The 26064-nt window shown below is 59.6% G+C and carries 24 protein-coding genes; 9 read left to right on the forward strand and 15 right to left on the reverse strand.

Annotation, left to right across the window (positions count from 1 at the left end):
- Window positions 1-2: 2 nt before the first annotated feature.
- Together DX908_RS05585 and DX908_RS05590 are read right to left on the reverse strand one after the other, a co-directional pair.
- Complete coding sequence (locus tag DX908_RS05585) at window positions 3-1448, reverse strand: M28 family peptidase (RefSeq protein WP_199564597.1); 1446 nt, start codon at window positions 1446-1448, stop codon at window positions 3-5.
- Window positions 1449-1505: 57 nt separating this feature from the next.
- The gene (locus DX908_RS05590; RefSeq protein WP_116391431.1) at window positions 1506-2399 is read right to left on the reverse strand and encodes an ROK family protein; all 894 of its coding nucleotides are present in this window, start codon (window positions 2397-2399) and stop codon (window positions 1506-1508) included.
- Window positions 2400-2485: 86 nt separating this feature from the next.
- Between DX908_RS05590 and DX908_RS05595 the strand changes: the two genes are divergently transcribed.
- The 4 genes from DX908_RS05595 (at window position 2486) to DX908_RS05610 (ending at window position 6089) form a co-directional block, all read left to right on the forward strand.
- Window positions 2486-3718: a Gfo/Idh/MocA family protein gene (locus DX908_RS05595; RefSeq protein ID WP_116391432.1), complete on the forward strand. Its 1233-nt coding sequence runs from the start codon at window positions 2486-2488 to the stop codon at window positions 3716-3718.
- A 133-nt stretch (window positions 3719-3851) separates the two neighbouring features.
- Window positions 3852-4349 (forward strand): MarR family winged helix-turn-helix transcriptional regulator, encoded by a 498-nt coding sequence (locus tag DX908_RS05600; RefSeq protein ID WP_116391433.1) that lies wholly within the window; start codon window positions 3852-3854, stop codon window positions 4347-4349.
- Complete coding sequence (locus tag DX908_RS05605; RefSeq protein ID WP_116391434.1) at window positions 4346-5056, forward strand: GNAT family N-acetyltransferase; 711 nt, start codon at window positions 4346-4348, stop codon at window positions 5054-5056. Before DX908_RS05600 ends, DX908_RS05605 begins: the two co-directional genes overlap by 4 nt.
- Window positions 5057-5093: 37 nt before the next feature.
- Window positions 5094-6089 (forward strand): zinc transporter ZntB, encoded by a 996-nt coding sequence (locus tag DX908_RS05610; protein WP_116391435.1) that lies wholly within the window; start codon window positions 5094-5096, stop codon window positions 6087-6089.
- Between the two features lie 3 nt (window positions 6090-6092).
- On the opposite strand, the gene DX908_RS05615 is transcribed toward DX908_RS05610, so the two are convergent.
- Window positions 6093-6986, reverse strand: coding sequence for an alpha/beta fold hydrolase (locus DX908_RS05615; protein WP_199564599.1), 894 nt, complete (start codon window positions 6984-6986; stop codon window positions 6093-6095).
- Between the two features lie 16 nt (window positions 6987-7002).
- Window positions 7003-9105, reverse strand: coding sequence for an NADH-quinone oxidoreductase subunit NuoG (gene nuoG / locus DX908_RS05620; protein WP_116391436.1), 2103 nt, complete (start codon window positions 9103-9105; stop codon window positions 7003-7005).
- A 501-nt stretch (window positions 9106-9606) separates the two neighbouring features.
- Between nuoG and DX908_RS05625 the strand changes: the two genes are divergently transcribed.
- From DX908_RS05625 to DX908_RS05635, 3 genes are read left to right on the forward strand one after another with little or no spacing between them, the layout of a single operon-like run.
- Window positions 9607-10791 (forward strand): acyltransferase family protein, encoded by a 1185-nt coding sequence (locus DX908_RS05625; protein WP_158548522.1) that lies wholly within the window; start codon window positions 9607-9609, stop codon window positions 10789-10791.
- The gene (locus DX908_RS05630; RefSeq protein WP_116391438.1) at window positions 10788-11447 is read left to right on the forward strand and encodes a hypothetical protein; all 660 of its coding nucleotides are present in this window, start codon (window positions 10788-10790) and stop codon (window positions 11445-11447) included. Before DX908_RS05625 ends, DX908_RS05630 begins: the two co-directional genes overlap by 4 nt.
- A gap of 2 nt (window positions 11448-11449) precedes the next feature.
- Window positions 11450-11758, forward strand: a complete 309-nt coding sequence (locus tag DX908_RS05635) for a winged helix-turn-helix domain-containing protein (protein ID WP_199564601.1) — start codon at window positions 11450-11452, stop codon at window positions 11756-11758.
- A gap of 7 nt (window positions 11759-11765) precedes the next feature.
- Here the strand turns inward: DX908_RS05635 and DX908_RS05640 are convergent, their stop codons facing one another.
- The 8 genes from DX908_RS05640 to nuoF all read right to left on the reverse strand — a co-directional run bounded on the left by DX908_RS05640 (window position 11766) and on the right by nuoF (window position 18751).
- Window positions 11766-12224: a GNAT family N-acetyltransferase gene (locus DX908_RS05640; RefSeq protein WP_116391439.1), complete on the reverse strand. Its 459-nt coding sequence runs from the start codon at window positions 12222-12224 to the stop codon at window positions 11766-11768.
- Window positions 12221-13057: a tRNA 2-thiocytidine(32) synthetase TtcA gene (ttcA, locus tag DX908_RS05645; RefSeq protein ID WP_116391440.1), complete on the reverse strand. Its 837-nt coding sequence runs from the start codon at window positions 13055-13057 to the stop codon at window positions 12221-12223. Before ttcA ends, DX908_RS05640 begins: the two co-directional genes overlap by 4 nt.
- A gap of 73 nt (window positions 13058-13130) precedes the next feature.
- Window positions 13131-13652, reverse strand: coding sequence for a septal ring lytic transglycosylase RlpA family protein (locus DX908_RS16420; RefSeq protein WP_199564603.1), 522 nt, complete (start codon window positions 13650-13652; stop codon window positions 13131-13133).
- Between the two features lie 64 nt (window positions 13653-13716).
- Complete coding sequence (locus DX908_RS05655; protein WP_116391441.1) at window positions 13717-14028, reverse strand: YciI-like protein; 312 nt, start codon at window positions 14026-14028, stop codon at window positions 13717-13719.
- Window positions 14029-14070: 42 nt separating this feature from the next.
- Entirely contained in the window at window positions 14071-15177 is a 1107-nt protein-coding gene (locus tag DX908_RS05660) for a serine hydrolase domain-containing protein (protein WP_116391442.1), read from the reverse strand.
- An 85-nt stretch (window positions 15178-15262) separates the two neighbouring features.
- Window positions 15263-16306 (reverse strand): GNAT family N-acetyltransferase, encoded by a 1044-nt coding sequence (locus DX908_RS05665; protein ID WP_116391443.1) that lies wholly within the window; start codon window positions 16304-16306, stop codon window positions 15263-15265.
- Window positions 16307-16324: 18 nt separating this feature from the next.
- Entirely contained in the window at window positions 16325-17020 is a 696-nt protein-coding gene (locus DX908_RS05670; RefSeq protein WP_116391444.1) for a TorF family putative porin, read from the reverse strand.
- Between the two features lie 432 nt (window positions 17021-17452).
- Window positions 17453-18751 (reverse strand): NADH-quinone oxidoreductase subunit NuoF, encoded by a 1299-nt coding sequence (gene nuoF, locus DX908_RS05675; protein WP_116391445.1) that lies wholly within the window; start codon window positions 18749-18751, stop codon window positions 17453-17455.
- 147 nt (window positions 18752-18898) lie between these two features.
- On the opposite strand from nuoF, the gene DX908_RS05680 reads away from it, so the two are divergent.
- Window positions 18899-20023 (forward strand): hypothetical protein, encoded by a 1125-nt coding sequence (locus DX908_RS05680; RefSeq protein ID WP_147303734.1) that lies wholly within the window; start codon window positions 18899-18901, stop codon window positions 20021-20023.
- Window positions 20024-20136: 113 nt separating this feature from the next.
- Here the strand turns inward: DX908_RS05680 and DX908_RS05685 are convergent, their stop codons facing one another.
- The 3 genes from DX908_RS05685 to DX908_RS05695 all read right to left on the reverse strand — a co-directional run bounded on the left by DX908_RS05685 (window position 20137) and on the right by DX908_RS05695 (window position 24599).
- On the reverse strand, window positions 20137-21912 hold the full coding sequence (locus DX908_RS05685; protein WP_158548524.1) for a YadA family autotransporter adhesin: 1776 nt from the start codon (window positions 21910-21912) through the stop codon (window positions 20137-20139).
- Window positions 21913-22749: 837 nt separating this feature from the next.
- Window positions 22750-24081, reverse strand: coding sequence for a M28 family peptidase (locus DX908_RS05690; protein ID WP_369122913.1), 1332 nt, complete (start codon window positions 24079-24081; stop codon window positions 22750-22752).
- Between the two features lie 89 nt (window positions 24082-24170).
- Window positions 24171-24599 carry a nuclear transport factor 2 family protein gene (locus DX908_RS05695; RefSeq protein ID WP_116391449.1) on the reverse strand — a complete coding sequence of 143 codons (429 nt, stop codon included), beginning with the start codon at window positions 24597-24599 and terminating at the stop codon, window positions 24171-24173.
- Between the two features lie 111 nt (window positions 24600-24710).
- Here DX908_RS05695 and DX908_RS05700 point away from each other — a divergent pair, with 111 nt between their 5' ends.
- Window positions 24711-26063 carry a CoA transferase gene (locus DX908_RS05700; protein ID WP_116391450.1) on the forward strand — a complete coding sequence of 451 codons (1353 nt, stop codon included), beginning with the start codon at window positions 24711-24713 and terminating at the stop codon, window positions 26061-26063.
- Window position 26064: the final 1 nt, after the last annotated feature.

The raw sequence follows: 26064 nt of genomic DNA on the forward strand, positions 1-26064 counted from the left end.
GCCTATTGCGCGCCGTCGGCGACATCTTCCGTCGGCGCCGCTTCCTCAGCAGGCGGCTCACGGAACGGCCCCGGCATATTCGCCGCCATCCACGTAAAGGCGGCATAGGCCGCGACATTCTGGGCAAGTTCATCAGGGTCGATCTTGTCCAGCGTGTCATCGGGCGTGTGGTGAAGATCGAAATAGTCCCAGCCATTCTGGCGAAGTGACGTGACCGGGACGCCAGCGATCCGCAGCGGGATCACGTCCGGACCACCGCCCGCCATATTGTCACCGCGCGCAATGCCAAGCGGCTCGAGTACGCGCGCCATGGCCGCCGCCTTGTCGAGCTGGCTTTCACCATAGCGTGTCTGGAACTGATAAATCTTGCCGGCGCCGAAATCGCTTTCCGCGCCCATTACATGCTTGTCGAGTTCCGCCGCATGCGCCCGCGCATATTCAAACGCACCCAGCAGGCCGACTTCTTCTGAACCGAACAGCACGATACGGATCGTCCGCTCCGGTTTTTTACGCTTGTCGAGCATCAGCTTGCCCGCCCCGACAACGATGCCGACACCTGCACCATCATCAACGGCGCCCGTGCCAAGATCCCAGCTATCGAGATGCGCGCCAATCAGGACAATTTCGTCCGTCCGCCCCGGTATTTCCGCGATCACATTGCCTGAGGGTGCTTTCTCGCGAGTCTGAACCGATAGCTCGAATAAAACCGTCACCGGTCCGTCACTCATCTCCAGGGCGCGTGCCAGCTGGTCAGAATCAGGCGCAGACAGCGCCGCCGTCGGCACTTTCGTGACATCCTTTTCATAAGACATCAGGCCTGTATGCGGGAAGCGGTGGTGATCCGTCCCCACACTGCGGATCAGGGCCGCCTTCGCGCCGCGCTTGCCGGCTTCATTGGCAGCTCCGGAGCGTTTAGCAACGGCGACACCGTAGCCCGAGCCATCTTGCGTGCGCACCATGGGCTCATCGACAAAGACGATCTTGCCCGCCAACGTGTCCCCTTCAGGATAATTTTTCAGCTCGGTCATCGTCTCAAAACGGACGACCTCACCTGTCACACCGCCTTCAGGCGTGGCGACTGACCCACCGAGACCCGTAATCTCCAACTCTTGCGGAAAAGGAGAAACGATTGCAGCGGCTTCCTTCTCGCGCGCCCAATATGGGATCTCGAAAGTCTCGATACGAACATTCTTGAAACCGAGGGATTTGAGGTGATCAACAGCCCAGTCACGTGCCCGCGCTTCCGCCTCGGACCCTGCGAGCCGCGCCCCGACCTTGGTCGTCAGTTCTTCGACCGTTCTATATCCTTGATCGTCCGCGAGCGCTTTCTCGATCAGCTTCTTCGCATCCGCCTCAACTTTCGGCGGCAGCGGGCTTTCGGCTTGCGCAAAAGCAGACGCCGTCAGGGCGGTCGTGGCGGCCATCAGGGCCAGAAAGGTTTTCGGCATTGGGCTCTCCCTCATTTGGGCGCGGAAGGTAGCCGGTGTCGTCCGGCACCTCTTGCGTCACTTGCCCGCATGTCTAGGCCCCGCCTCCGCCCCGGGCAAGACCGAGGCCGCAAGGCAAAGAGCGCCAGTGATCCCCGCATCATCCCCCAAAGACGGCGCCGCGATATAATCACGGACCGACGGAATGGAGACATAGCCAGCCAGAAGGCTTTCCATCTGCTCACGGATGACATCAATCAGGCCCGGCGTCTTCATCACCCCGCCGCCGAAAAGGATCCGGTCGGGCCGGTGTGTCAGTGTGAGAGTCAGAGCGAGCTGCGCCAGATATCCGCCGATCAGCTCAATCGCCGGGCCAGGGTCGGCCATTTCATTTAGCCCCATCCCCCATCGCGCCTTGATCGCAGGCCCCGACGCCAGCCCCTCAAGACAATCCCCATGGAACGGGCACGCGCCTTCGAACGGATCGCGCTCACCGTCCCTGACCGGACGAATATGGCCCATTTCATAATGCCCTGCACCATTCAAAGATTGTCCATCCCGCAGCACACCTGTACCGATACCTGTGCCGACCGTCACATAAGCGAGCGTGCGGCACCCCTGCCCCGCCCCGTGACGCCATTCGGCAAGCCCCGCACCATTCACATCCGTATCAAGATCAATGGGGCAATCAAGCCCCTCAAATGCATCGAGATAACTCACCCCCGTCCAGCCGGGCTTGGGTGTTTTCAACATCTCTCCAAATTGCGGTGAAGACGGATCGATATCTACAGGTCCGAAACTTGCAATCCCAAGCGCATCAAGCACTCCGTGCCCCCGGAAAAATTCCCGTACCGCCTTCAGCGTCTCATCCGGACTCGTCGTTGGAATGACGCATTTTTCCAGCGGGCCGTCCGTCCGGTCCGCAACGGCACAGATAAATTTCGTGCCCCCTGCTTCGATGCCTCCCAGCATGACTGTATTTCCTCCCCGCCCCGCCCCTGACAGGCGCGCGGTCTTCGAATATGCTGCCCTATGTGAACGCTAACAAAGGGCCGTCCATGACACAGTACACGCCTTCGCGCCGCCATCTACTAGGGGCCGCCGCCAGCGGGATCGCCGCCGCGCCGTTCCTCTACGGCCCTGCCACTGCCCGAAATATCGCAGCCAGCGCCCCGCCTAAAGCCGAGGGCCAGCCCATGCCGCGCGGGGTCCGGCTGCCCGCCTCCCCGCCGCCTGCCCCCAAAGGACAGAGCATCGGCCTCGCCATTGTCGGGCTCGGCGGTTACGCGCTGAACCAGATAATGCCGCGCATTGCGGAGGCCGATCATTGCCACCTCGCGGCCGTCGTCTCGGGCAATGCGGAGAAAGCCGCCACGGTCGCCGCGGCCTATGGCCTGCCCGAAGACGCGATCTATTCCTATGACAGTTATGAAGAGATCGCGGGCGATGACCGGATCGACGCTGTCTATGTCATCCTGCCGACCGGTCTTCACACAGAGTTTGTGCTCAAAGCCTTCACCGCGGGCAAGCATGTCATCTGCGAAAAGCCAATGGCACTCACATCTGCGGAATGCGAGGACATGATTGCGGCGGGCAAGGCAGCAGACCGCAAACTGATGATCGGCTATCGCTGTCATTTTGAGCCCTATAACCTCAAAGCCATGGAGCTGATGCGCGAAGAGGCCCTCGGCCCCTTGCGTGTGATCCGTACCGCGCATCATTACCGCTCCGGCCCTTCGACCCCGGCAACGAACTGGCGGCACAATCGCGCGCTGGCTGGCGGCGGGCCGCTTGAAGATTACGGCCTCTACGGCATCCAGGCCGGGCTTTATCTCTCCGGCGAGATGCCCGTGCGGATCAGCGCCAGCACGCAGCAGCCAGCAAATGACCCGCGTTTTGCCGAGATATTCGCTCATACGGCGAGCCAGATGATCTTTCCCTCCGGTGCCACCTCCCAACATTCAACTTCCTATGATGGGGCGGGCGCAAATATGGTGACCGTCCGTGGACAGACGGGCTTTCTAACTATGGAGCCGGCAACAGGGTATGGCGGGCACGAAATGATGCTGCGCAAGGGCCGCTCGACCGAGACCCTGACGCCGGGTAATCCTTCGATCCAGTTCGCCGCCATGCTCGATCATTTCGGCCTGTCGGTGATGGAGGGGACTGAAATCCTCACACCCGGCGAGATGGGCCTGCGTGATACGCGGCTGATCGAGGCGATCTATCGTTCCGCCGAGACTGGCCGGACGATGGCGCTCAATCCCGATGCGACCATGACGGAAGGCTGACGCGCGGAGGCGCCGAACGCCGTCCTAAGTCACTGGCCCGCAGGCCGCTTTCTCCCTTGCCTGTGCAAGGAGCCTGCGTCTTCCCCTCTATTACATAACATGTTATATAACATGTGTGATTGAGGGAGCATCCATGTCGGACGACATCATTCGGGATCTCGGGCTCTTATGCCTTGGCACACGGCTCAAGCGCTTGGGCGAGCGGCTGCAGGGTGAGACTTTGGGCATGATCGATGAGGCGGACCTGACGATCCAGCCCAATCAGTGCCCGGTCATTGTCGCGCTCCACCGGCTCGGCCCTCTCTCGATCGGCGAGCTGGTCGGCACGCTCGGCATCAGCCAGCCGGCCGTCACCCGCACGGTCGGCCTTCTCACCGAACAGGAGCTGGTCGAGATCAGGCGAAGCACGGAGGACCAGCGGCGGCGCGAGGTTCACCTGACCGCCGAAGGCGCCAATTTCGCCCGGCGGGCGGACACGCATCTCTGGCCCGTCATCGAAGCGGCGGTGACCGAGCTGTGTACGGATCTAAAAGGCCCCCTCCTCCGCCAGCTTGCAGAGATCGAAGACCGCCTCGACGCCCTGCCACTGCGCGATCACCTGACCGCGAAGAAGGAGGCGAAAGCAAGATGACCGACACACTCCTTGATCGGCCAATCTGGTCCGCGCTCGCCACCCGCCAGGCCCATCTCGCTCTCGCCCATGGGAAGGCCCGCCGCTATCTGCCCCAGATTAGCCCGCTTGCTGCAATTGAAGATCCGGACGACGCTGATGCGCTGGGACGTCTCTGTCTGCCCGACGCTTCCATTATCATCCTTGATCGGAAGGGTATCACTGTGCCGCGCCATATGCAGGTGCTGCGCCGCGCAACCGGCCTGCAGATGGTCGCGCACGACCCTGTGCCGGCACCGGAACCAAGAGACGACATCCTTCCCCTCGGGGCCACGGACGCCGCAGAGATGGTTGCGCTCGCTAAACTGACCGAACCCGGCCCGTTTGAAATGCGCACCCATGAATTTGGCGGTTTCATCGGTATCCGCATCGATGGCCGTCTCGCTGCCATGGCGGGTGAGCGGATGAAACTGCCCGGTTTTACGGAGGTCAGCGGCGTCTGCACCCATCCTGATTTCAGGGGCCGCGGCTATGCCGCTCATCTTTCCACCATCGTCGCCGCGCGGATCGCGGCACGCGGTGAGACAGCCTTCCTTCATGCTTATGCGGATAATCAGGCCGCTACGTCCCTCTATGAAAAACTGGGGTTTTCACCGCGCTGCGAGATGAAAGTTGCCATGCTGGGCCCCGCCGAATGGCGGCATGACGGGGCGCGCGAACAGGGTTAGGCAGGGACGAATCATTTTCGTAACCCTGACCGCTCCTATGATACAGCCTGCCCCTGACCTTCCGACCCTGCCCGAAAAGGCTGTCCTCTACGCCTATGACATCTTTCCCGACGGCACCTCTTCGCCGGTCGAGCGCGAAGGACTTATAGCCACTGCGGCGGATGGCGCGGCCTATCGCTGGATCCACCTCAACCTTGCCTGTCCGGAAATCGTGCCATGGATAGAGCATGAGGCGGATGACGTTGTTGCGACTTCTCTGACGCTGGAGGACACGCGCCCGCGATGTGCGCAGCACAAGGACGGGTTTCTCGTGAACCTCCGCGGAGTGAACCTCAACCCGGAGAGCAAGCATGAGGACATGGTCTCGATCCGCCTGTGGGTCACGGAGCGCCTGATCGTTTCTGTCCGTATCCGGAAGCTGATGGCTATCGTTGCCATTCATGAGCAGGTTGACCGGAACGCCTCCCCCCATTCAACCGCCAACTTTCTCTCGCGGCTGGCTGCGGGGCTGACCTCCAAGATGGATCCGGTCATCACCGACCTCTCCGACACTGTCGATGAATTTGAGACCCATACGCTGGATGAAGAAAACATCTCACGCAGTGATCTTGCCACCATTCGCCGCAAGGCGATCATCCTCAGGCGGTATATTGCGCCCCAGCGTGATGCGCTGAACACGCTTGCCTTTTCTGCAAGCGACATGATCGATGACCGGACACAAGCCAGCCTGCGCGAGGCCACCGACCGAGTTATGCGCATGGTCGAGGAACTTGATGCTGTGCGCGAACGCTGTACCATTCTGAAAGATCAGCTGACGGACCAGCGTGCTGAGGAAATGAACGCAAGGCTGATGGTTCTGTCGGTTGTGACCGCCATCTTCCTGCCCCTGGGCTTCCTGACAGGGCTTTTCGGCATCAATATTGGCGGGATGCCGGGGACCGAGAACGCAGCGGCTTTCTGGATATTTGCAAGCGTGTTGACCGCCCTCGGCCTCATCCAACTATGGTGGTTCCGCCACAAGAAATGGTTCTGACACCTAGAGTGTACGGTGAAAATCCATCACCGCCCGGAAGACCTCTCGCGGCGCTTCGACCTGCGGGTAATGCCCCACGCCTTCGAGCGGCACGACATCCGCATCCGGGATTAGTCGCGCAAATTCCTCGAGCAGATGCCGGCCGGAGACAGGATCCTCGAGCCCGTTGATGAGCCGCATGGGCACGGCAGGTGTCTTGATCGGGTCCGTCCAGCGCGCCTCATTCGCGCGCCGCTGCGCCATGTAATCAAGGAGCGCCGGGATAACCTTCACGCCGTCTTCTGTGCAGATCAGCGACCAGTAAGCATCAAGCTCTTCATCCGTGGGCTGTGTATCCGGCCCGAAGATCGCCGAGAAGCTTTTGCCAAAGGACCGTCGCGACATGAACCGCGCGATCAAGGGCCCCAGCGGCCCTGCCATCAGTTTCTGGATCGGCCGTGGCCGGTGCGCATGGGGGAAAAGCCCGCCATTGAGGAAGACGATGCTTTTGATCGTGATGCCCTCGAGCGAGCCTTCAGCTGCGCGTGCCAGCAGCTCCTGACCGACCGTACACCCATAATCATGAACGAGGAGATGCACTTCATGCACGCCCCGCGCCCGCAGCAGTGCGGCATACGCCTCAGCCTGGTCGGCGATCAGATAGCGGTGGCCGCGCGGCTTATCGGAGAGCCCGAAGCCGAGCATATCCATCGCATGAAGACGGAAATGCCATGAGAGCGGCCCCCAAAGGGCCGCCCAGTCCCAGCTAGATGTCGGAAAGCCATGGATCAGGAGGAGGTCCGGCCCCTCGCCTGTTTCCCAGCACGCATATTGGTGCCCGCCATGGACAAAGCTGCTCGCTGAGTCAACGCAAGAGCCAACAGGAATGACCGGGCCGGGACAGACGGAAAACGTCACCCCGGGCACGTTGATATTATTCCGCAGCCAGCATTTTGGGCGCCGCCGCAAACATCGCGGCACATTCAGCCATTGTCTTGCTCGCCCGAGCGACCGGGTTGGTCAGCCAATAGCCATCGAGCCCCGGTGTGAAGACTGGATCGCCGCTCACGCTTGCATAAAGATCCGCAGACGGCGCGTCGGCCATCTCGACCGTGCCGATGGAGCCGAAAATCTCGTTATCCTCGATCAGCGCCTGACGCAGCGTGAAGAGGTCATCATAGGGCAGCGTCTTGCCAATGACCTGGCTGAGCGCCCGCAGGATCGCCCAGTTCTCACGCGCTTCGCCGAAGGGGAAATAGGCGCGCATCGCCATCTGCACGCGGCCTTCGGTATTGGTGAAGATACCGGATTCCTCGGTGTAGGCCGCCCCCGGCAGGATGACATCGGCAACCCGCGCGCCTGCATCGCCATGATGGCCCTGATAGATCACAAAGGCATTCTCAAGCCGCGATGTGTCAAACTCATCCGCGCCGAGATTATAGACGATCTCGATGTCACCGGCCTCGACTGCATCGATAATGCCGCCAAAGGACTTGCCGCCCTCGCCCGGCACGAAGCCAAGATCGAGTGCCGCCACCCGGCTCGCCGCGGTGTGAAGGATATTGAGCCCGTTCCATTCGTCGCCGATTGCCCCAACACGGGACGCCATATCGAGCACCGCTTTGTACGCGGCCCCGCCATCGCGCAGCGCGCCCTGGCCGACAATGATCATCGGCTTTTCAGCCTTGCAAAGCTTGTCAAAGAAGTCCTGATCCATATTACCGATCACGGACGGATCAGCGCCCAGATAGGCATAGTCATAGGTCAGGTCCGTCGCCTCACCGATCACGCCGATTTCAAGGCCCATCTTGTCGAGGAAATTCTTCCGGATACGGGCATTGAGAACCGGTGCTTCGATCCGCGGATTGGTGCCGACCAGCAGGATCATGTCCGCTTCGTCGATCCCGGCAATGGTCGAGCCAAAGACATAAGAGCCGCGTGGTGCGCGCGTGCCATCAGGCAGAACGCCCAGCGCCGAGCCGTCCTGACGGCAATCGCGGTTCACAACACCCAAGGCATCGGTCAGGTCTTTGAGCGCCTTGATCGCCTCTGCGGAGACAAGGTCGCCAACCAGCGCGCCGATTTTCTCAGGCGCCGTCCCGTCGATCTTTGCACGGATCGCTTCGAAGGCTTCGCTCCAGCTTGCGGGGCGCAGCTTGCCGTCTTCGCGGATATAGGGCGTGTCGAGCCGCTGGCGGCGCAGGCCGTCCCAGATGAAGCGCGACTTGTCGCCGATCCACTCTTCATTGATGTCGTCATGAATACGCGGAAGGATCCGCAAGACTTCGCGGGCCCGCGCATCGACGCGGATATGGCTGCCGAGCGCATCCATCACATCGATGGTCTCGGTTTTCTTCAGCTCCCAGGGCCGCGCATTAAAGGCATAGGGTTTCGAGGTCAGCGCACCGACCGGGCAGACATCGATCAGGTTCCCGGCAAGCTCCGTCTCGACCGCTTTTTCAAGATAGGTCGTGATCTGCGCATCCTCACCGCGATTGACGAGACCAAGATCGCTGACGCCCGCAACTTCGGTCGCAAAGCGCACACAGCGGGTGCACTGGATGCAGCGGGTCATGATCGTCTTGATCAGCGGGCCCATATATTTCTCATCGACCGCGCGCTTGTTCTCTTCGAAGCGCGACGTGCCCCGGCCATAGGTGATCGCCTGATCCTGCAGGTCACATTCGCCGCCCTGATCGCAGATCGGGCAGTCGAGCGGGTGGTTGATGAGGAGAAACTCCATCACCCCTTCGCGGGCCTTCTTGACCATCGGCGTGTTGGTGAAGAGCTCGGGCGGCTGGCCGTCCGGGCCGGGCCGCAGATCGCGCACATTCTGCGCGCACGAAGCCACGGGTTTGGGCGGCCCGCCCTTCACTTCGATCAGGCACATCCGGCAATTGCCCGCGATCGAGAGGCGCTCGTGATAGCAGAAGCGGGGGATTTCCTCGCCCGCGGCCTCACAGGCCTGCAGCAGGGTGAGCGCCGGATCGACGTCAATTTCTTCGCCATTGACTTTGATGGTGCGGAGATCGGTCATGAAGAACTGTCAGCTTGATTACGATGGATTCCGGCCCGTTTACGCCAAATCGCGCCGGATGGAAGGGCCCCAGTGACGCGGGGCGCGGCTTTTAGCGGGAATGCTCCAAAGCCCACTCATCTCATGGTCCGGGACGAGGAATGAAGGAGCCAGAGCGCCCCTCTCTCCGCCCGCACATCCCCGGCCCGGATCAGGTCCGGGCTAAACTCCGGCGGGGATCTGCCTCGAAGGCACCGATCTCTCATCTTCGATAAGCGAAAAGACAGAACCCAGAGCTCATCACTCAAAACCAGATGCCCGCCTGCGCGGGCATGAGCGGAGGGAAGGAAGGGCTTTAAACTCCTCCTCCACCCCAAAACCCGCCTGAAAACCCCTCTCCCACCCCTTTCAACCGCCCGGATTTCCTCACTTCCTCAAAAAAGTTTTGATGAACTAGTTTACTTCATGAACTGGTTCACCCACATAGAGCCGGCACACACTCAACCACGGGAGGGGAGAGGCATGTCCTCCACCACGTCACGCATTCACGCACTCGATCTTGTCCGCGGGCTCGCCCTGATCATGGGCATCGCCTTTCACGCCGGGCTCAGTTTCTATCCGGGCCAGCAGGTCTGGGTCGTCATGGACAGCCAGCGCGCCGAAGGCATCGCCTGGACCGGCTACTGGCTTCACATGTTCCGCATGACGACATTCTTTCTGATGGCCGGCTATTTCGGCCATATGGTCTATCACCGCCGGGGTGCAGGATATTTCATCCGCAGCCGCCTCAAGCGGATCGCCCTTCCGATGGTCGCCTTCTGGTTCCCGCTCCTCGTCGCCATGGGCACGGCAATGGGCTGGGGCTTCAGCAAGCAATATGGCATCCCGATGGATCAGCTGCCGCCCCCGCCGCCACTGACGGCTGAGACCTTCCCGCTGACCCATCTGTGGTTCCTCTACCTGCTGCTCGTCTTCTATGTCGTGATGCTGGTCGCGCGCCTGCCGCTGGCGCTCCTCGATCGCAATGGGACGCTTCGGCAGTCTGTCAGTAGCCTGATCTCCAAACTGCTCGGCTCGCCCCTCCTCGTGCTCCTGCTCTCTCTCCCCGTGGCAGCGAGCCTGTTTATGCATGAAGGGTGGGTCGAGTGGTTTGGGGTCCCAACCCCTGACATCGGCTTTGTGCCGAATACCCCGGCGCTTGTGACTTATGGTCTGGCCTTCTGGCTCGGCTGGGTGCTCCAGCGCGAAAATCACGGGCTGATCCGGCTTTCAAAGCTCTATCTGCCTTATCTGGCAGTCGCGCTCGCGCTCACGGTTGGCGCGCTTTACATCCTGCACGGCATGGAGCGCACGAGCCCCCAGCTCGATGGGAATGACAAGCTCATCTACACAGGGCTCTATGCACTCGCCATCTGGTTCTGGACCTTTGGCTTCATCGGTCTTGCCCTTCGCTTCTTCAATCGCCGTGGGCCGGTCGCGCGCTATATCGCCGACTCATCCTATTGGCTCTATCTCATCCACCTGCCGATCATCATGGCGATGCAGGTCTGGATGCTGGACTGGAGCTGGCCGGCATATGCAAAATACGCCTTCATCCTGGGTACCTCGATCCCAGTCATGCTGCTGAGCTATCAGATCATGGTCCGGCACACGATCATCGGTAATCTGCTCAACGGCCCGAGAAAGAAGAAGGAAGCATCATCATGACGGCGGAAAACGAAGTCTCGCAGGACGCCCCTTCGATTGATCAGGCCCGCGACGATCTTGCTTATCTCAGCTCGATCGTCGCCGACCGGAAGCCCTCGCTTCATGCCGCAGGCGTCCTTTATGGCTGGGCCGGCATTCTCTACGGCGCACAATGCCTGATCTCCTGGATCGGCATGGTGACGCCGCTCGAATATCCCCCCCTCCTCCATCTGGCCATCGGCATCCTGCCGACGGTCATTTTCCTTGTGATCTGTGTCGTCGTTTCTCGCACGAACAAGGTCAAAGGCTATGGCACGGGCTTCACCACCCGTGCCATCAGCAGCGTTTTCGGCGGGGCGGGCCTTGCCAATTTCGCGCTGGTCGCGGTCTTTGCGCTCGCGGCCTTCCGTCGGGAGGATTACACGCTTTGGCTCTTCTACCCGGTCAGCGTCTGCGCCCTGCAAGGGGCCGTCTGGTATGCCGCCGCCGTCATGCGGCGGCGCTGGTGGATGGGATTTGTCGCGGCTGGTTGGCTCGTCTCAGCCGTCGTTGCCAGCCTCTTCACAGAGATGCCGCAGCATTACCTCCTTGTCCTGACCATTGCGCTCTTCGTCCTAATGGCGTTTCCGGGCTATGCGTTCATGCGGATCAGCCGGACTGAGGAGGCCAGCGCGTAAACGTGGCCGACTCAAGCATCGAAAAGATTGACGACATTATCCACGGTCGTCTGCGTATGGGCATCATGGCCTATCTGATCAATGCTGATGCCGCTTCCTTCAGTGAGCTGAAAGAGGCGCTGTCCGCCTCTCAGGGCAATCTGTCCGTGCAGATCAGGAAGCTGGAGGATGCAGGTTATATCTCCGTTGATAAGCGGATCGCCGACCGAAAACCCCTGACGACCGTGCGTCTCACCGATGAAGGCGAGAAGGCGTTCAAGGAATATATCAAGGCGCTGACGGATGTGCTCGGCCTGCCGCCAAAGACGTAAGCTCTGATCAGAGCTCTTTCGTCATGCACATGCTGAAGCCGTTGTCCTCATACTCGCCAAAGGGTGGACATTCGACAAACCCGAACTTGCGATAAAGCGCGTGCGCGGCATGAAAGGGCGCCGTCCGGCCAGTCTCAAGACTGATCCGCGTAGCGCCATCATCAGTCGCAATCTCAAGAAGATGCGCAAGAATCATCCGGGCGACACCGCGGCGGAGTTGATCAGGCGCCGAGCGCATCGACTTGATCTCGGCATGATCTTCACTGAGCTTTTTAACCGCGCCAATGCCGAGGAGCATCTCCCCTTCCCAGACGCTGAAGAAGCGGACACCAGGCTGACGCAAGCCTTCTTCGGGCAGGGCAAAAACCATGTCGGGCGGCGAGTTCCGCCGGGCCTCTTCAATGTGAAAGATGAGCAGCGCTTTTACCGCCGGATGATCAAGCCCGCCTTCAGTGATCTTCATCATGCCCCACCCGGCCTGAGCCCGGCAAAATCGAACAGTTCGGGATCAAGCAGATGCCCCGGACGGGTAGTGGTAAGCGCCCTGAAGATCGTCTCTTTGCGTCCCGGATGGCGCTCTTCCCACCGGGCCAGCATCTCTTTGACCTGCTGGCGCTGCAGCCCATCCTGTGAACCACACAGCGTACACGGAATGATCGGATAGGCCATGGCGCGCGCAAACTGAGCGATATCCTCCTCCCCGGCCAGCGCCAGCGGGCGCAAGGTGAGAAGATCGCCTTCATCATTCAGGAGCTTGGGCGGCATCGCCTCTAAGCGACCGCCAAAAAAGAGATTGAGGAAGAAGGTCTCAAGGATATCATCACGGTGATGGCCAAGCACGATGGCCGAACACCCCTCCTCCTGCGCCACGCGATAGAGATGCCCCCGCCGCAGACGCGAGCAGAGCGAACAGAGGGTTGCTCCCTCCGGTGTCTTCTCAATAACGGTGGAATATGTGTCTTTCGTCTCGATACGGAGTTTGATGTCGAGCGCATCAAGATAGTCCGGCAGGACATGTTTGGGGAAACCCGGCTGGCCCTGATCGAGATTGCAGGCGACCAGATCCGCCGATAACCGCCCCTGCGCGATCAGGTCGAGAAGCACCGTCAGAAGCGCATACGAGTCCTTCCCGCCTGACAGGCAGACCAGCCAGCGCGGCCGCGCCTCTCCGGCCGTCATGCCGTAGCGGTTGATCGCTTCTTCTGCCTGCCGCGCCAGACGTTTGCGCAGGCGGCGAAAGCCAACCGTGTCAGGGGCATTACTGAACAGCCGGGAAAGGGGCTTGGTGTCAGACATCATCGCGGCACATCAACATCATCAAACAATTCATCGAGCATCATCTCCTCCCGGAGACCTCTCAACAAGCAAAGAATTATCTGATGTAGATGCAGACTTCTGTCGTACCGTCAATGACAAGGCCGATATCCTCTGCCGCGACGCGCGAAATATCCGTGATCCTGCCGGGCGTGAACGGCCCCCGGTCATTGACGACGACATTGACGGAGCGATTATCATCCGTCCGCACAACACGTATTTTTGTGCCGAAGGGCAGCGTCTTGTGAGCGGCTGTATATTTCAGCGGATCATAGGGCTCGCCGCTTGAAGTCCCGTTCCCGGCGAGAGAATCCGCATAGTAGGATGCCCGGCCGCATTCAAAGGGATCCCCAGAGGGCTGCGGCACCGGCGTCTTGATGACTTCCGGTTTGCTCGTCGTCTCAGGCACAGTCTCGCGAGTGGCAGGTTTCTCGACTTGATCCGTGGCCACATCATCTGCCGCCGCCGGCAAAGATACAGGATCATTATCGATGCCGAAAAACTCCGCACCGAACGGCACGAGGAAAGCCAATCCCCCGATGATCAGGGATGCTCGTATCCGTCCAATAAAGCTCTTCACGGCCTCACCCCCGCAAAACAGGGGGCTAGAATACGCCTAAAAGGGGCTTACTGGCAAATTGGCGTTAAACTATCACAGACCAGGCGGCCTCATCGCCGACCACCGTCATCCACTCGCGGATCGACCAGGAGGTCACAAGACCGTTGGTGACGTAAGGATCTGCCTGAACAAAAGCCCGTACATCACTGTCATCAGGGCATTTGAAGATCAGAACTGCCTTATCCGCAGGGTCGACCAGGGCTCCCCCTAGCACGAGCCTCCCATCGGAAGCGTAGAGCTGCGCGAGGCCGAGATGTTCAGCCCGATAGCCGCCACGACGATCAAGATAATCGCTCGACAGCTCATAAGTCAGGAGGAAATGTTTATCGTCAGTCATCTCCTCCATCTAGGGACGGAGGAGATGATCGCCAAGTTGTGATTAGCGGGCCGCGTCGAGCTTCCGCTCGATCAGGGGCTGGATCGCCTGCTCGAGCTTCACGCTCTCTGTTGCTGGGCGCAGACCGCCCTTAGGGCGTTCCTGAATGGCAATGACACCATAATAGCCGCGCCCCATGTCGATCCAAGGAGTCCAGCCGAATGCGCCGGGGCTTGAGACGATCGGAGTTTGGGCACAGCTCTCCGTAAACGTCCCATCACATTCAACCCACATGCCATGCGCATAGTGCCAGTCGAGCCCTTCCGTCCCGGCGGTCACCGGCCGCACTTCAAACCGCGCATCCGCCGTGCGGTCCTTCGTCCAGTCATCAAGATCCGTGACAATCTTCCCTTCAAGGATCGATTGAAGAAGGCGCGCTGTATCTTCCGCCGTTGACCTGGCCCCACCGGAGGCACGCGCGTTTTGCGGGCTCGGTGCGATGAATTGCGTCTTGGCGCTCAACCCGGCAGGCCGGGCGACAGTTTCGCGGAACAGCTGGTGATAGGCTTTGCCCGTTGCCTGTTCGGCCATGGCGGCGGCAATCTGCATATGAGCCGGGCCATAGAAAAAGGCTTCACCCGGCGCTGTGCCCTGTCCCTTATTATAGAACTCCATGGCGCAGGCATCGACCGAACTCTTCCGGTCACGGATGCATCCGCGCGACTCCGCGCCATCATTAAACCCGGAGGTGAAGGCGAGAAGCTGGCTGAGCGTGACGTCCGAGCGGGGATCCGCCGGATCTTTCGTCCACCAGTCGAGATAATCCTGCGGCTGATCATCCCATGACATCACCCCTTCTTCTACGAGGCGGGTGAAGGTCAGCCCGGTCAGCATCTTGCTCGCCGAGGCGATGAAATACGCCTCATCACGGGGCAGATTGCCTTTCTCATATTCGTAGAAAATGCCGTCCGTCGTGCCGATGATGACGCGGATATTCTCAAACGGCGCCGCCTCAATCGCGGCATCGACATCGCGCCACTCGGTTGCGGCAGGTAGCGACGAAGCGGCGGGCATTTGTGAGGAAGCCGCTTCGCCGCTGGCTGCACAGGCGGAGACCATGCCTGTCGCCAGGCCAAGAAGAAGTAGTGAGACGCGATTTCTAGTGGGCATTTCGGTTCCTCCCTTGGCCACGGCTTCACACTGCCGGGCCTATGTAACTTGAGTGTTACATCTATGTACCGAAGAGTAACAGACCTCAAATCCCGAAGGCAGGGGCGTAATGAAGCTTTGCCCCACTAATGCCTGTGAGTTGACCGTTCGGATCCGAAAGCATGAAGGCATCGCCCACTTCGGCAAAGGGGGATTGAAGGTGTGCCCGCGCCGCCGCGGCGGAAAATCCGAACCTCGGATAATAGGCGGGATGCCCGAGAACGACCGTCACACCGGCGCCTTGCCCCTGCCACCAGCTCAGCGCCGCCTCGCACAGGATCATGCCGAGGCCTTTCGACTGTGCATCAGGCCGCACCGAGACCGGCGCCAGTGACGCCGCCATGATCTCACCGTTCAGCGTCTCAAGCGGCAGGCGGGAAAGCGCGACATGCCCGGCGACCTGTCCGCCCTCAATCGCTACAGCTTCGAACAGCATGTCATCATCGGCACGAAGACGGGAGACGAGGTCCGCTTCGTCCTCCTGCCCGAAAGCGGCACGGATCACATCGAGAGAAGCAGCTGCGCTTTCGTTCGTCAGCTCTGTGACGATCTTCGGACCTGCCCGTCCCTCACGGCGGAAGATAAATTCATGATCCTCATGAGCGCCGACAAGAAATGTGTACTCGCCGCATTTCTCGAAGCCAAAGCGACGATAGAGTTTCTGTGCACCGTCATTATCGGAATAGACACCAACATAGAGCGGATCATGTCCCCTCCCCTCCAACCAGGCGAGCATGGCGCGGTGCAATCGTGAACCTAGCCCCTGCCCCTGATGGCCCCCGCGGACATAGATCCGCTTGACCTCTCCGTCCAAAGAGCCCGGATCTTCGACCGGTAATGTGTTGGGACCAGCAACGCCGTAGCCTGCCAGCGGCCCGTCGCCATTGCGGATCACCCAGATCGCAACATCGCGCTCTGATAGAGCGTGGGCGTACCATTCAGGCGAGTGAAACTCGCTGAGGAAGGCTTCCAGATTTTCAGGGGTATAAAGATGACCGAATTTTTCGGTGAACGTCTCCCGGCCGATATCGGAGAGGGCTAGGGCATCTTCTGCATCGGCGCGGGAGAGTAGGAACGGAGACTGCGTCATGCAGTCTCCGTAATCGAGTTACATGCTTTTGCCGACCGAAAAGACCAGCGTGGACGTATTATCCATGAGGGCCGTCGTGCCGTAGTAAGTCAGGCCAAGATCAAGACCCGTCTTCGGACAGGAGTATGTCGCACCAGCGCTATAGTCCTGATAATCCTGGTTCATATTCTCTTCGAAGCTGCTGACACCATAAGTGAAGTCGACAGAGACGTTCTCGCCGGCCGCATAGCTGAGCGAGCCGAGATAATAGAGAGACTCACCGGTCTCGCCGTAGAATTCCGGCGAATAGGCAACCGAGATGCCAGCATCGAGGACGCCGCCGAACGATTTCGACAGGCCGCCATAGATTTCATAGAAATCCTGCTGGCCGCCGCCGATATCCGGGGAGTCCGGATAGGCGTAGTAGATTGCGCCCACATCATAGGAAATCGTCTCGGTGATGCTGCCCGCATAACCACCATAGAAGTCGATCTCCATCGTGGTGTCGTCGCCGAAATCGACGCTCGATGCCCAGGTGCCGCCATACCAGCCGCCATAGGAGACATCGAACCCGCCCTGAATGGCAGGTCCGTCATCCGTCTGGGTGATCCCGCGATAGACATAGTTGGTCGTGAGCGCGACATTCGCGCTGACTTCCGCCTCCTGGGCCTGAACGCCCGTTACTGATGCCACGATGGCGCCAAGCGCCACGACAGCCCGCAAACCCTGCTTCATTTTACCGCTCCTTGCTTGTTCCGGCGAAATTTCCCGCCCCGCCGGTCCCCCGGCCGAATCCAGCAAAAGCTAAATGCCGCACTGCACACTCGTAAAGCATTTTTTGCTAAGTGATGCTGTAACGCACAATATTGTGGCATTTTTGCACGTATTATTGGCGCGTTTTCGCGACTAACGGGCACAGAATAGCCATTCTGCGCATTAATCGGCGAGGATTCATGCCGGTCACATTGATTTCTGAATTGGAGTCCGCGCGGCGTTTGGCACGCAGTGCGCCCACGCGAGTCGGCTGGCGATCAGCCTTCGCGGTCTATGCGAACCGCGCAGCTTTGAGATCCCACCGGGTTGCTACCGGCAGGATGAAGTAAATCAACAGAACCGCGATTCCATAGATAAAGAGAATGAAGAGGCCGCAGCACAAGAGTGCAGCGTCTATTCCGCCGCCATCACCGCCACATGCGGCTTGTTCGCGCGATAGGCCGTGATCTTGTCTTCGATCTCATGGCGGAAATGCTGGATCAGGCCCTGAATCGGCCAGGCCGCGGCATCGCCGAGCGCACAGATCGTGTGCCCTTCGATTTGCCCTGCCACATCGAGCAGCTTGTCGATCTCCCACATCTCCGCATCGCCCTTGGCCATGCGGGTGAGAACCCGCCACATCCAGCCTGTCCCCTCGCGGCAGGGCGTACACTGACCGCAGGATTCGTGCTTGTAGAAATAGGCAATCCGGGCAATTGCTTTGACCATGTCGGTCGATTTATCCATGACGATAACGGCGGCGGTGCCAAGGCCCGACTGATGCTCACGCAGGGCATCGAAATCCATCAGCACATCATCGCAGATGTCTTTAGGCAGACAGCGCACGGACGATCCGCCGGGGATCACCGCTTTGAGATTATCCCAGCCACCCTTCACGCCGCCGCAATGGGTTTCCAGCAGGTCTTTGAGCGAGATCGACATCTCCTCTTCGACATTGCAGGGCTTGTTCACGTGACCTGAGATACAGAAAAGCTTCGTGCCCGCATTATTCTCGCGACCAAAGCCCTTGAACCAGTCGGCCCCGCGGCGAAGGATCGTGCCAACAACAGCGATCGATTCCACATTATTGACCGTGGTCGGACAGCCATAAAGCCCCGCGCCCGCCGGGAACGGCGGTTTCAGGCGCGGCTGGCCTTTCTTGCCTTCAAGGCTTTCAAGAAGGGCCGTTTCCTCGCCGCAGATATAGGCGCCGGCGCCATGGGAAAGATAAAGGTCGAAATCCCAGCCATGAATATTGCCCGGCCCGATCAACTTCGCCTCATAGGCTTCGTCGATGGCTTTCTGGAGCTGCTCGCGCTCGAAGATATATTCGCCGCGGATATAGATGTAGCAGGCATTCGCCTTCATCGCGAAGCTGGCGATCAGGCACCCTTCGATGAAGAGATGCGGATCATGCCGCATGATCTCGCGGTCCTTACAGGTGCCGGGCTCAGACTCGTCGGCATTGACGACGAGGTAATGCGGCCGGTCCTTCACTTCTTTGGGCATGAAGGACCATTTGAGACCCGTCGGGAAGCCCGCCCCGCCCCGGCCGCGAAGCCCTGAATCCTTGATCTGCCCGATGATCCAGTCTGGGCCCATATCGAGCATGTCCTTGGTCGCATTCCATGCGCCGCGCTTTTTCGCGCCTTCAAGGAAAGGGTCCTGAAGGCCATAGAGATTGGTGAAAATGCGGTCTTTATCCTGGAGCATCGAAGGGTCCGGTCATCAGAATTGTCGATTGGCCGCGACGGTTAGGCGGAAACGGCGTGACGGGCAAGGCGGCACAGGCGCGCGAACTTGTCCACAAGGCCCGAATTGGGCTTATTCTCTCACCTGATTGGGACAGGGGAGAACATTATGAGCAGGTCGTTGAAGGGTCTGTTGGCGGGACTGGCGGCAGTCAGCATCGGTGTGATGAGCGCGCAAGCCACTGAACCCGATTATGGGGATGCCGCGACCTGCTACCCGCTCTATTTCGCCGCTCAGGATAATATCGACAGCCTGCGACTGCTGGGTGCCGAGGACTGGGACCATCTGGGCGAAGCCCAATTCGACCAACGCGCCGCAAAGGCCAGTGAATTTCTAGGTTTTGCCAGCATGGCGTCTGCCGAATTCACCAGCCAGAATGAGTCCCAACGGCTCCGCCTCGCGCTCATTCAGACAAACAGGCCGACGATCAACGGCATGATGGCGCAGCTCGCTCATTGCGACAGAGTTTTCGGCATGACCCCGGTCATCACCCCGAAAAGCGATCGCGCAAAGGAGATCGTCTCTCGTCAGGACCGCATGCGTGACATCCCGGCAGCGGAAATTGTCGCCTGTTATCGGACATATGACGGCGGTGCGAAAACTCAGGCCGTGAAGCAGTCCCCTGTCGCCATGCTGTGGAACAATGGCGCCACGATCAATTTCAGCCTGCGCCAGTCCCAGCTTGAGCAGCGCGTGGATGTGCAAAGCGCTTTTGCCAACATCCCGATGAGCGAAGTGAATGCAGACAAGGCCACCCTATGGGAAGGCAAACTGCCCGCCGCCGTCGAGGGGCAGGACAATGCGGCCCAGAACGCCTTCTGGAAGGATGTCGCCGCCTGTGACGCGAAATTCGAGATGGGCGCGCGGATTGAGCCAAGCAAGCTTGCCAATCCTAATCCATCGCATGCGGAATGTTCGTCGTCCTATGCAGCATTGCGCGGTATCTACCAGACGAACCCGCAGGCGGCAGGCTACTTCCAGCAGCGCGGCATCCATGCCGCCCGGTTCATCAAACTACTTGATCCATCAAAGACGGATCAGGAAATCATCGCCGCACTCGACGCCAAGGCGATGGAAAAACTGAGCACTTTCCAGCTGCCTGACGGCCAGATGGACTACCGCCAGGTCGCCCGAACCTTTGCAGAGGTCGAAACCTGCGACCATCTTTACGGGTTGGAGCCGACCCAGATGCCAGAGGACGTCTACAGACAATCGCGTATGCAGCGGGATTAGAAGTGAGCCTTCATCGCGAAGGCCCAGCGAAGTTGCAGGAGAGGTCAGCCATCCTCAATCGGCACGGGAATTTCCGGCCCACCTCCCCCACTTCTCCGCTTGGGGCTATGGGGTCAGAATTGCCAACCAACCCCTGCCGAAGCGCCGAGATTGTTCGCTGAATTGTAGTTGGCCCCGACTTTCAGCAAGGCATGACCTTCAGCAAAAGCCCGTGAGAAGCCGAACGCGACCCCGTGTTGGTTTTCATAGAGACCGACGCCGAGCGCGAGCATGCTCTTGCCTCGCTCATTTGCCTGAGGCAGGCCAGCTGCGGCCAACGCACTGGCGGTGCCAGCATTTGAATGCCGCTCGAGCGCATCGAAACTGAGATTAATGTTCTCAATCTGCTGGTCCGTATACGCCATCGACTGAGCCACTGCATCGTTCAGCCCCTCATTGAGCTGCTCGACATTGACCGCATCCGTCGGCGCAACGCCTCTTGCGACATTCTGCAGCCGAACAGGATCGCCTCCCGGACCAAAAGTCACAGCCTGCCCTCCCGCATCATACTGGACGGAATTTGCAGAAAGAACGAGCGCCTGATCAGCCGTTGCCTGTGCTGAGGCGACATTCTGATTGGTCTGCCATAGCTGGCCGCCATTGACGGCCTGTGTTGATCCCTCACTGACGTCTCCGTCCGCCACATTGCTGACGACAACAGCTCCGCCAGAAGCCCCGACAAAGGTGACATTATCTGTCTGCGTTCCATCATTAGGCTGATCGGGCGTAGCAGGATCCGCGTAGACGACAGCTCCCGTGCCGCCGCTGGCCGTGAAGTTGTTGAACTGCTGCTGCAGATTATTGATCGCTGTTGTGTTGAAGGTAACCGCCTGGTTGGTGGCAAACAGCTGCGCACCCGTGACAGCATCGCTTGATGCTGCTGACAGGGAACCGTCAATAAGGTTGGTCAGGCGCGTTCCCCCTGCCCCGGCCAGGGTGACCGTACCGAAGCTGCCGTCATCATACTGAACGCTATTGGCGGTCTCCCCATCGATCGCTGCTTCGATTGTGGTGTAGGATGTTCCATCCACGGTGAAGGGTCCGTCCACCTGTTGGCTCACCGGGTTGAACGATACGCCGCCCCCGATGAGTGCCGCAACAGAGACACCAACCGGGCCCAGATCGCCCGTTGGCGTCCCGCCAGCCGCAGCATTGAGCGCAGCAATCGCTCCGCCTACGGTATTATAGCCTACGCCGTTGACCGTATAGGAAGGCGCAGAAATCTGGGCCGTCAGCCCGTCGTAAGACGCCCCGCCGCCCAGATGGGCTGCAATATCCGTCCCCAGGGTATCAATGCTGATATCCAGAGCTGATGCGACGCCTGTGAGCTGCGCGACATTGACGGCATCGGTATCCGCAGACCCAGCTGCGAGATTAGTAAGCTGTCGGGCCGCACCCGCACTGCCAATGGAGACTTCACCGACTGAGCTTTGAGCGCCTGTTACACCGATGGCGGTATAGCTGGCTGTCCCTCCCCGAAGCGCGATTGAGTTCTGCCCAAGGGCGGCAGAGTTCGCAGCATCGACCGATGCCCCAGCGCCTAGCGCAAGACTCCCAACGGCATTAGCTGCAACATTCGCATCTGTCCCGAGCGCAATCGACTGGGTCGCGGTCGCATCCGTGACGGCGTTATTCCCGAAAGCGATCGAGTCTGCCTCGCCCGCAATAGCCGCCTCGCCTCCCGTCCCAAGTCCGGTAATCTGGTTGCCACCAATGGAGATGCCGCCTTCGGTGTCCAGTTGGAATGCATCAGCTGTTGCCGCGCACATGTCAGCCGGCCCAACGAGATCGCCGTCGAGAGCAACAACCTGCAAAGAGATATTCCCGCCTGCTGCGGCGTCAGATAGCAACGTCGTCGTATCAATCGATAAATCCGGAATCGTCGCACCAACAATTGGGATAATCTCTATAATCCCCAAAGCATTGTTGACCGTATTTTCTGTCGGCGCGACAATCCCTTCTATAATAGGTGTGATGACATCCGTTATGGTACTTCTACTGAGAGAAACACCGGAACATACACTTACAGCATCACCTGGCGCTATTTGAGCACTAGCCGGATTATTATAGAATAATGCGGATATTGCACTCACACCAACACACAAACGGAAGCGCATGATACGCTTTGACATAGTATAAACCACACTCCACCTCCCAGATATATATATACATCATGCAATAATCCAAAATCTTGACTCTGATTATGACAAATATATGCCTTGTTTGGAGTCATGCAGAGTCGAATTGAATCGACTATTAATTAGAATCAGAGACTATATTTGTGTGCACTGCACATTTTTGGTCGATGGAATCTACTGCTTTGATATTCAATCACACTTTGTGACACAACCTATTTGTGTGTCTAATATTATTTCTCTACCTTAGTTTGTGACTGCGACTCAATATCGCCGCCAGTGGCAGCAGCCCTGCGTCAACGCTCTGAACTGCCGGCACTTATATGCTATTATTTGGATTTATCGATATACATAAAAGCTATTTCGCCTTCACATCGCGTACCACTACCAGTACGGGCAAGAGCAGTTTATGCCACCCTATGGTTGCGTCAGAATGTCGCAATTATAACCAGATGTTAGCCATCGGCGCGCGGACCAATAGCCCTTTTAACTGCATTACGAACGCGCGCAGTCATCTATACTTGAACGTCAGTAATCCCCATTCACCAGGGGTCAAAACGCGCCCGCTGCGCCGGGGAAGACAACTGGCGTTTCAGAGCCGTCCTTTGCGACAGCAGAGACACCGAAATAGTAATTGTCGATCACGATGTTCGTGAAATCCCACACTGTGACATTCCCGACGAAACGGGAATTCGTCCATTGCGGCGCTGTCGTCTCACGCCAGTAAACCCGGTATCCGGCAAGGTTCTTCATCGCCTTTTTGTCTCCGCCATGCTCCCAGGTGAGCTTGGCGGAGGGCTGGACCGCCCCTTCGGCTTTGACATTGGCAGGGAATGGCGGCGCGCCAGCGATCCCGGCAAGCGTCACCATGTTGAGCGCCGTCAGCTTGGCGGCATATCCCGCATCGACTCCATCGAGCGTATCGCCATATTCACGGCCCTCCTCTGTCCGAAGGTCCTGATGCTGACGGTCATAATGCTCATGGGTTTCCATGATCCGCACGCCCGGAATGCCAACTGCATTGAAGGGCCGGTGATGCCCACCCCGCCCGAACCGGTCGAGACGGTAGATCATCATGACATCGAGATTGGTCAGATACTGATCCGCCATGCGGTCAATATAGCGCGCAAGGTTCCGCGACGGGCTGTCGACTTCGCCACCGGTAAAGCGGCGGGCGCGTGCTTCTTCGGGCGTCTCGACTGCCCGCGTGCCCTCTGAGAATACCCGTGCCACCGTATTATCCGTAACCCCATCAATGCCGGAGATATTCGAGATCATGTCATTGTTGAGGACGGCCTTGATCTGCCAGCCCTCATCGAGCGCATGTTGCGCAACGATCTTGCCGCCAAACAGCCCCTGCTCTTCACCCGCAAGGCCGGCATAAATGATCGTCCCATCGAACTCATATTTTGAGAGGATGCGTGCGGCTTCAATCGTCCCCGCCATGCCGCTGGCATTATCATTCGCCCCCGGACTGTCGGACGTTGCGTTCATGGCGTCCGTTACCCGGCTGTCGATATCGCCCGACATCATGACCATGCGGTTCGGGTCGCGCTTGCCGCGCTGGATCGCGAGCACCGAGACGACCTCGACCGGATCTGGGATGCGCGTCTCGCCGGAGACCGTGTCCCCGACATAGATCACCTCAAGGCAGCCGCCGCATTCATCTGAAATCTTCTCGAACTCGGCGAAAATCCAGCGCCGGGCCGCGCCGATGCCGCGCGTGTCGCTCTCTGTTTCTGACGCCGTGTGCCGCGTGCCGAAACTCACCAGCTTTTCAATGTCGGCATAAATCCGGTCCGCCGATGGCGCCTCGGCGATGTCATAAAGCTTCATGACCTCCGAAGGCGGCGCGGTCTGGGCAGTTGCGGCGGCGCCCAGCATCAGGGCGGTGGTGATGGCGGCAAGTCTGATCATGGAGGCAATCCTCATTTTTGCCGGACCATGCGATATTCGGGCGAGCGCCGCAAATCCTAGCGTGAGGGATAATACCAGACCCGTCGGATCAGCCCCTCGTCGAGCTGATAGACCGCGATGGAGGACTGCTCTTTTTCCTCGCCATCGGCGCCTGTCCAGCTCGCGGTTTCCGTGACAGCAACGAAGTCGTCATTGACCGACCAGTTTGAAAGCTCACCATGCGGAAAAGTGGCGGAGACGAAATGCCCCGTCATCTCTTCTGCCAGCGCCGCTGTCCCTGCGGAAAAGACCTCGCTCTCTGATCCATCGACCGCGATCCATTCGATATCGGGATGGGCGAGAGCCATCATGCCGTCGAGATCCTTGGCATTATACGCTGCCACAAAGCCCTCAATCACGTCGCGGCTCGCCGGCATCTCATCCGGCTCGGCATGCCCCATCCCGGTGAGCAACAAGATCGCAGCGATCATCGCAAGAGGTTTCATGGCGCGCTCCTTCTTCCTCTCCTTCAGCCTATCGAAGCCCCCCGGCCGTGACGAGTCTGCGATGCGGTGCCCAGTTGTCGTCACACCGACGCGCTGTGCTAGTCAGCCCGGATGAGAGAGATCAGCGACGCCTTAGGGCTGGAGATATCGCCGCGGGTCACCGGCAGCGGGCAATTGCCCTCCTGCTATGCGGTGACGGATCTGGCCGTTCATTCCTTTGCCGCGATCGGGACGGCGCTTGCTGGCCTGATGATGGAAATGGGCCTGACGCGAGAGCCCGCGCCAGTCACCGTTGACCGGCGGCTCGCCTCCCTCTGGTTTGGCTTCTCGATCCATCCGCAGGGCTGGGAGCTGCCGCCCGTCTGGGATCCCATGGCAGGGGATTATGAGACAATCGACGGGTGGATTCGTCTTCACACGAACCTCCCCCATCACCGGCAGGCAGCTTTGCGCGTTCTTGGCACCGAGCCGACCCGTGACAGCACCGCGCCTGCCGTCCGTGAATGGCAGAAGGATGATCTTGAAGCCGCCATCGTGGCCCAAGGTGGCGTCGCTGCCGCCATGCATTCCCGCGCCGAATGGCAGGCCAATCCGCAAGGCATGGCCGTCGCCGCCGAACCGCTGATCGGTTGGAGTGATCCGGTTCAATCCGCCCCCAGACAATGGGAAGGCACAGCAGACCGCCCGCTGAAGGGACTGCGCATACTCGACCTCACTCGCGTCCTCGCAGGGCCCGTCGCAACCCGCACCCTTGCCGGCTATGGCGCGGAAGTCCTGCGCATCGATCCGCCCGGCTGGGATGAGGCCAATGTCATTCCCGAAGTGACGCTGGGCAAACGCTGCGCCCATCTCGACCTCAAAACCCCGCAGGGGCGCGAGATTCTCGAAGACCTGCTCTCGCAAGCAGACATCCTTGTTCACGGCTACCGGCCGGGCGCGCTGGAGGCGCTAGGTCTCGATGCCTCGCGCCGGCGATTGCTTTCCCCCGGCCTGATCGAGATTACACTCGATGCCTATGGCTGGACCGGGCCCTGGGCGGGACGGCGCGGTTTTGACAGCCTTGTGCAGATGTCTTCGGGTATCGCCGATCAGGGCATGAATTGGGCGAGCACGGATAAACCTCACCCCCTGCCCTGTCAGGCCCTCGATTTTGCCACAGGCTATCTGATGGCCGCCGCCGCCATGGTCGCGCTCCGAAAATCCCTTTCAGGCAGCGTTCATTCCGCCCGGTTCTCCCTCGCCCGGACGGCAGAACTCCTCGCATCCTATCCGGCACCGGAGATACAGACCTTCCCCATGTCATCGTCTACGGACGATCTTGATGAGAAGATCGAGGAAACCAGCTGGGGCCCCGCAAAAAGATTGAGGCCGCCCTTGCACGGGAGCGGCCTCATTTGGGGTTGGGACCGTCAGGCCACCGAGTTGGGCGCCTCCCTCCCCCAATGGGCAGGACGCACCCCGTAAC

The sequence above is a fragment of the Parvularcula marina genome (genome assembly GCF_003399445.1).
In the GTDB taxonomy this organism is placed as follows: Bacteria; Pseudomonadota; Alphaproteobacteria; order Caulobacterales; family Parvularculaceae; genus Parvularcula; species Parvularcula marina.